Below are 7511 nucleotides of genomic sequence, written 5' to 3'. Positions count from 1 at the left end.
TAAATGTTCTGAGAATTAAAGAATCTCAAAGTTCTGCAATTGGTAAGAATACTCTTAATTCTTCGGACATCATGGAAAGAAATATCCATGAAATCAATAAAGAACTTTATTTTCATTCTTCTCCTGATGTAGAGCATCTGATAGAGCAGAAACTGATGGAAATAAAAAGAAACATGGTCCTTACAAAAGAAACAATAGTAGCACAATCTGCAACTATCTATTCTCAGATCGAAAGGGATCTCAAACGCCAGTTCGACATGGATATGATCTCAGAAAAGGTCTATAGGCAGATCGACCGCCGATTAAAGATCGAACGTGAAAGAAGGGGAATTCTGTAAATGGCAGTAGATCCAAGAGCAAAAAAAGGTTTCATTGAAATTCTGAATGGAGAAAATAAAGGTGAACAGATCGAGATCCTGTATTTCCCGCCGGAATATTCCATTGAGAAGAGCAATACTTTTGCAGAGATCTCCGTACCGGGTCTTGAATCTCCTTATCTGCAGTACGTAAAAGGGAATGCAGGCAGTATTACGCTTGAAGCATTTTATGATACCTATGAAGAAGGAACGGATGTCCGGGAATTTACAAAACAGCTTTCTAACCTTATGAACATTGACCCCGAACTCCATGCCCCTCCTCCCCTGCGTTTTATATGGGGAATGCCTTCACAGGAACCTTTTACCTGTGTTCTGGAAAGGGTGACCACACGATTCACAATGTTCAATTCAAATGGTATCCCTGTCCGGGCCAGGCTCAGTATAACACTTAAAGAGTTCAAGATCGGACTTAACGAACGTGAAAGGAACAAACAGTCTTCTGACAGGACAAAAGTGTATGTAACAAAGCAGGGAGAGAGTTTATGGTCGATCGCCTACAAACAATACGGAGATCCGGCACTGTGGAGACATATTGCGTACAAGAACAGGATATATGATCCCAGATCGCTTGAACCGGGAATGGAATTGATCATTCCATCCGTGGAGTGAGACATGGCAGATATGATAACAGGCCAGGAGATATATGTCCCTGTTTTTACTGTGAAATGGGCAGATAATAACGAGATCATTCCAAGGGATGACATAATTGGGATAGAGATCGATGAAGATCTGGAAAGTCCTGGCATGTTTAAGATCTCTTTTAATGAACAGTTCGATCTCGCTACCCAGCAATTCAAATGGCTTGACGACATGCGTATTGATCCCGGTACCAGGCTTATGATCTTCTTTGGATATGCTTCGGCTCCCCAAGAGCAAGGAACAATGAGGGGTAAGATCAAAGCGATATCTCCTGGTTTTTTGTCAGGGGGGTCTCCAGTACTGACTGTTGAAGGTTATGATCTTTCCCATGACCTTCAAAAAAGACAGCACAAAGTGAAATGTGATAATGTGACGTATGCGGATGTTGCCGGGGAGATCGCCATAAAGAATGATCTGTCTCCCGAAGGTGTAGAAAGCGATAAACTGATGGTGCATCAAAAGATAGAGAGAAAAGTCGATGAAATGGACTATGCCTTTTTGCAGAGACTTGCAAAAAACATAGAGTTCGAGTTTTTTGTAAGGGACAGAACTCTCTATTTCAGAAAACCCAAAGACGATCATAATGCGAATGTGAGTTTTGAATTCCATAAGAATATAATCAGTTTCAATCCCCGAATGAGTTCTTCAAACCTGGTCTTTGAAGTAAGGGTAACGGCATGGAGTGAAAAAGAAAAGAAAGCCATTTCAGAAGTTGTCCAGCTCAAAGATATTGAGAGCAAGGTAGGAGTACCCGATTTTTCCAGCATTGTAGAAAAAGCCGAGGGGAAACTTTGCAAGGTCAAACTGGAAGGAAGGGTTGTAAGCTCCAGAGAAGAAGCAAGGGTAATTGCTCTTTCTGAATTGAAAAGAAGGAATATGGGATTCATTACAGGAACTCTGGAATGTGCCGGTGATCCGCAACTTCGTCCTGGTATGACAGTGAACATCGAAAAAGTAGGAAAAGGGCTCTTCAGTGGAGTTTACTATGTTACAAAGGCAAGGCATGTACTCGGGGAAAGCGGTTATAAAACAACGCTTGAAGTTCGAAGGTGTTTGTAATGGGCCTTAATGAATTGTTAAGCCTGCAGGAAAACCCGCAGAACAGGAACATCTACGGAGTTGCTATTGGTATTGTAACAAGCAACAATGATCCGGATGGGCGGGGTAGGGTAAAGGTTAACCTGCCATGGAGAGGGGAGGACGATGAAAGCTACTGGGCAAGGATCGCAAGTCCCATGGCCGGAAATGAAAGAGGGCTTGTCTTTTATCCGGAGGTGGACGATGAAGTGCTTGTTGCCTTTGAGCGTGGGGATATTAACTATCCCTATGTCATCGGTTCTCTCTGGAATGGACAGGACAAACCACCTGAAACCAATGCCGATGGAAAAAACAACATCCGTAAGATTAGATCCAGAAGCGGGCATGAAATCATATTCAATGATGATGACAAAGCAAAGCAGGAAAAGATCGAAATACACACCAGAGGAGGGCATAGGATCATTCTGGACGATTCCGGCGGCAAGGAAAAAATCGAAATTGTTGACAAGAGCGGGAATAATAAAATCACCATTGACTCAGTACAGAATTCCATTGCACTGGAAAGTGCTATGAAGCTTACGATAAAGGCAAATGTTGTTGAGATAGAGGGTACCGCTTCTTTAACACTGAAGTCCAATGCCTCTTTGACTATTCAGGGGATGCCTGTAAAGATAAACTGAGGTTTTTTAATGCCACCTGCAGCAAGAGTCGGGGATCTGACATCACATGGAACTCCTTTAGGTCCTGGGCCCGGAAGTCCTAATGTATTGATAGGAGGTATGCCTGTCTGGAGAGCAACAGCCGACCTTCATAACTGTCCGCTTTCCTCAGGGGTAGTACCTCATGTGGGGGGAGTTGTGATAGCAGGAAGTGCTACGGTGTTCATTAACAACCTCCCTGCCGCCAGACAGGGAGATATCGTTACGGAAATTGGTCCTCCGAACACTATTGTGATGGGGTGCCCTACGGTGTTGATAGGGTAAATGCAAAAGTGGGGCTGAAAGGTGAATATTCTTTGGGAAAAGGGGATTTAAAATGGGCAGGGAGTTTCTGGGAGTAGGGTGGAAATTTCCACTCAGTGTGGACCACAATGGGAAAGTGGCAGTTGCAAGCTTTGAGGATGATATTAAAGAGGCTATCTGGATCATCCTTGGAACTGCAAAAGGTGAACGTGTGATGCGACCCGATTTTGGGTGCGGTATAAATGAATATGTTTTCTGTTCTATGGATACACTGAATCTCCATCTTATAGAGAATACTGTGTATGAGGCATTGAAAAAGTGGGAACCCCGAATCGAAGTGCTTGGTGTAAAAGCTGACCTAAAGTCAGCAGAGGAGGGAAAGCTCCTGATAAACATTGATTACAAGGTCCGCACAACCAATACCCAATTCAATATGGTCTATCCCTTCTACATAAAAGAGGGAGTGTGAGCCGATGATAGCTCCGCAGATCAGCCAGATGGATTCGGAAACGACCCTGGCAGAGATCAGGAAGAAGGCGCCATTTTATGTGCCTGAGTGGAACACCGGAGATGAAAGGGACTTTGGGGTTGGCCTTTCAAGGATCTTTGCCAATATGTCAGAGACCATAATGAGCAGGTTAAATGAGGCTCCTCAAAAGCATTTTCTTTCGTTCCTTGAAATGCTCAATTCCTCGCTGATACCTGCCAGCCCTGCAAGAGTCCCGCTTACATTCATGCTCAGTGAAGGAGTTTCTGAAAATGTTCTGGTGGAGTCTTCTGTTCAGGCCTCTGCAGACGGTCCTGATGGAAAGCCGGTTATCTTTGAGACGGAAACAAATATTATCGCAACCCCATCCAGGCTGGTATCCGTTTATAGTGTGATAAAGGACAGCGATGAGATCTTTAAGCATACGGAAGCCATAAATGGAACAGCACCAGCAGAGCTTTTTACAGGAGATAAATCCTTACAGGAACATGTTCTCTACATAGGAGATGAAAATCTCTTCAACCTGAAAGACGGTCACATTATTATTAATTTTGCTGGAAGTGATGTGAACTTACTGCGTAAACTAGGATATAATGATACCGGGAAACCAAAGGGGCTTGCTGAATGGAAATATGGAGTAAAGATAAAGGAAAAAAAGGATGGAAAAGAAGTTGAAGCAATAAAGTGGTGTCGCTTTGGGAGTGTTGTAGTTAATGGAAATCAGGTAGTAATAAAAAAGGATCCTGTTCTTGGAGAGTGTAAAGAGATCGAAAGTGGGGTAGTGATCTCAGATAAAGTGGAGGTTAACGGTGTAGAGAGCAGGTGGATAAAGTGCAGGATATGTGAAAACCAGATAGGCAAGTTCAAGGATCTTAGCTTAACAGGGCTTAAGGTCTCAGTCTCACCTATGCAGACCTCCATCAATAAAGGCGGATCAGTAAAAAAGGTCCAGGGAATAGGAAATGTGTTCTATTCCAAACTTGCAGGGAACAACGTTCTAAATAAAATTGAAACTCTTGATCAACTATTAAAGCTCAATGAAGAAGAACTGGCATTTCGGCTCCAATGCAGTAGGAAACGGGCTCAAAACATCCTTGAAGCAGCTCGAAAGCAATTTTTCGACAAAACTATAGAAACAGCGCATATCGATAGCAAAGATACCTTCGGCAATACAAATTTACAGGGGATAGCACCTGATCTTTTATATTACAACGATACTCCTATTCCGATAGAAAGTCCGGAGAAGGCACTGTATCCTTTTGGAACAAAACCACAAATTTACGATACTTTTTACATAGCATCTGAAGATGCTTTTTCAAAAAAAGGATATAAAGTTAGTCTGAATTTTAGTTTGGATCATGGTAATCCGAGTTCATCTGATAGATCGGCTATCCCCATACTTTCATGGGAGTACTGGGATGGGGAAAGCTGGAGCATTCTTGAGATCGATGAAAGTGACAAGAAGAATTTAAGTGATAATACTGAATGTGCCAGACGAAGTAATTCCGGAAGAGGCAATGGATCTGATTTCAGTTCCACAGTTTTAACTATTTCTGATATGCCTGATGTAAAACCAGTCCGGGTTAATGGAAAAGAAAATTACTGGATCCGCACCCGGCTGGTGGGAGGAAACTACGGAAAAGAATACGAGATCAATGATAATACTGTCATTCCCGGTTCTTTCTGTCCTCCCAGAATGAAAGATTTTAAAATTAGATATGAGGCTAATGGGAAAGAGACTCAGCCTGAATATATTTTTGCTGTGAATAACCTCGAATTAAGGAATTGTCCGGATGAACTTAAAACCAATGGCATTTTCAAGCCTTTCCTGGCTCTGCCGGATACACACCCTGCGGTTTATTTTGGATTTGACAGGGAGCTTAAAAAGGGACCTTTCAGCCTTTTTATAAATATTGATGAAAGCATTGAATACCCGGAATCATTCATGCCAAAAGTAAGGTGGCAGTATCTAGGTGATGAAGACCCTGAAACCTGGAAAGAACTGGAAGTACTGGATGAAACCTCAGGGTTTACAAAAATGGGAATGGTACAGTTTACTGTTCCAGAAAAAATGAAAGCTTCCAAGTTCTTAGGTTCAGGGGATCTGTACTGGATACGGGCAGTAATTACCGGAGATTTCTATGAAAATCCTGTTACTAAAATCCAAGATCAAGTACCACTCAAGGAGTTTAAATTATATCTAAAAAAGAAGAGGCCTTTAGTCTATAGAAATTTAGGGATAAAACTTCCTGATGTCTTTCAAATACAACCTCTGACCACAGTTGGGAAAATTTCAGTTATCCCGAATTTGAACATTGCAACAGATGCCATTAAAGTAGATGAACAAAGTGTGATAAAAGGATATAATGTTGCAACTGTAACCCAGATATCAGATATTGGGCAGATTAAGGAATGCAAAATGGATTTCGAGCTTTTTAATATCGATCTTATGCCCGATAATCTCAAAAAGCTTCCTCCGAAAGTCCTTGGTTTTTATCTCAATTCTGTCTGGGCTGCACAATCCAGAACGATCAGAGATGAAATAATTGGTTCAGGTAATGGGGAAGCAGATCAAAAGTTCAGGCTTATTAACACTCCTGTAATAGATGAAACAATATGGGTGGACGAAGTTACTACGCTTTCTGACAAGGAACAGAAGATACTGCTTGAGCATCCAAGCAACGTAAGCCTTAGAAAAGATGATAAAGGAAATATCCTGGAATTCTGGGTCAGATGGACTGCAGTACGTGATCTCTTTGACTCAGCAGGCGAAGACAGGCATTACATTATTGACAGAAACACAGGTGAAGTATGTTTTGGAGATGGAAAACAGGGAATGGTCCCTCCCATAGGTGCTAATAATATTAAAGCCACGTACAGCATAGGTGGAGGAAGATCAGGAAATCTTGATGCTTTAACTATCTCAAAACTTCAGAGTTCTATAGCTTTTGTGGATAAGGTCTTCAATCCTATCAGCTCTGATGGTGGAACTGAAACAGAGGATATCGACAGTCTGCTTAATAGGGCACCTGTTGTCCTTAAACACAGGAACCGGGCGATGGCAGCTGAGGATTATGAGTGGCTTGCAAAAGAAGCTTCCAGGACTGTGGCCAGGGTCAAAGTACTCCCTAATTTTAGTTATGAAGGGAAATTCAGCACAGGGTGGGTTACAGTGATCATAGTCCCTGAAAGCCCGGACCCGCAACCTGTCCCTTCTAATGAATTAAAACATCGGGTCACAGAATACTTAACAAAGAGGTGTCCTGCTGTAGTAAACCTGAAAGTGATACCACCCTCTTATGTAAAAATAGATGTTTCAGCTGAACTCGTGACCGATGTTATTGATGCAATGCCCGTAATAGAAATGGAAGCCAAAAGGAGGGTTTCTGAGTTTTTACATCCCCTTACCGGTTCTGCTGAGGGCAAAGGCTGGAATTTCGGCTTTGCTCCATGCGTATCTGATGTCTACTCGATACTTGAGCAAATAGAATACGTGGATCATGTAAATAATGTAACAATGAGCCTTCATGATAGTTCAAAGGTCATGAAAGTTGATGATGCATCGGCCATGGTCAAGCTGCCTGAATATGCCCTTCCTTGTAACGGGGAGCATCAGATCACCGTAGATTGGAAGAATAGCAAACAGGAGGGATGAATTTGTTTCTGCCTAAACCTGATCTTGACAATAGGACATTCGATCAGCTGGTAGATGAAGCCAGAAAACTTATTCCAGGATATTCCCCGGAATGGACAGATCACAACCAGAGTGATCCCGGAATTACCCTTCTCGAACTCTTTGCATGGCTTTCTGAAATAGCCTTGTATCGCATAAACCTTGTGACCGATGCGCATCGCCTTAAATATCTCAAACTGCTGGGAGTCAGGCCGCAGCCATCAACACCGGCAAACTTAGACCTCACATTCAGTTCTGCTCAACAGCAAACATTGAAAAAAGGCATGCAGGTATCAACAGAGCTTGCAGGAAAAAGGGTTTATTTTCAGTTAGAT

The 7511-nt window shown here is 42.4% G+C and carries 7 protein-coding genes and 1 pseudogene; all 8 read left to right on the top strand.

The window, feature by feature from the left end; genetic code table 11:
- On the top strand, nucleotides 1-338 hold a 338-nt coding region (locus tag ACCM36_RS07195; RefSeq protein ID WP_370573073.1), incomplete at its 5' end, for a hypothetical protein.
- Entirely contained in the window at nucleotides 339-986 is a 648-nt protein-coding gene (locus tag ACCM36_RS07190) for a LysM peptidoglycan-binding domain-containing protein (protein WP_370573072.1), read from the top strand.
- Between the two features lie 3 nt (nucleotides 987-989).
- Nucleotides 990-2075 carry a phage late control D family protein gene (locus tag ACCM36_RS07185; RefSeq protein WP_370573071.1) on the top strand — a complete coding sequence of 362 codons (1086 nt, stop codon included), beginning with the start codon at nucleotides 990-992 and terminating at the stop codon, nucleotides 2073-2075.
- The gene (locus ACCM36_RS07180; RefSeq protein WP_370573070.1) at nucleotides 2075-2734 is read left to right on the top strand and encodes a phage baseplate assembly protein V; all 660 of its coding nucleotides are present in this window, start codon (nucleotides 2075-2077) and stop codon (nucleotides 2732-2734) included. The genes ACCM36_RS07185 and ACCM36_RS07180 overlap by 1 nt, the downstream gene beginning before the upstream one ends.
- 9 nt (nucleotides 2735-2743) lie before the next feature.
- Nucleotides 2744-3037 (top strand): PAAR domain-containing protein, encoded by a 294-nt coding sequence (locus tag ACCM36_RS07175; protein WP_370573069.1) that lies wholly within the window; start codon nucleotides 2744-2746, stop codon nucleotides 3035-3037.
- 52 nt (nucleotides 3038-3089) lie between these two features.
- Nucleotides 3090-3485: a GPW/gp25 family protein gene (locus ACCM36_RS07170; RefSeq protein WP_370573068.1), complete on the top strand. Its 396-nt coding sequence runs from the start codon at nucleotides 3090-3092 to the stop codon at nucleotides 3483-3485.
- 4 nt (nucleotides 3486-3489) lie between these two features.
- The gene (locus tag ACCM36_RS07165; RefSeq protein ID WP_370573067.1) at nucleotides 3490-7158 is read left to right on the top strand and encodes a putative baseplate assembly protein; all 3669 of its coding nucleotides are present in this window, start codon (nucleotides 3490-3492) and stop codon (nucleotides 7156-7158) included.
- Between the two features lie 2 nt (nucleotides 7159-7160).
- Nucleotides 7161-7511: pseudogene (locus ACCM36_RS07160) on the top strand (putative baseplate assembly protein); the annotation flags it as partial.

The sequence above is a fragment of the Methanomethylovorans sp. genome, assembly GCF_041305605.1.
GTDB lineage: Archaea > Halobacteriota > Methanosarcinia > Methanosarcinales > Methanosarcinaceae > Methanomethylovorans.
This window is presented reverse-complemented; position numbering and strand designations above follow the sequence as displayed.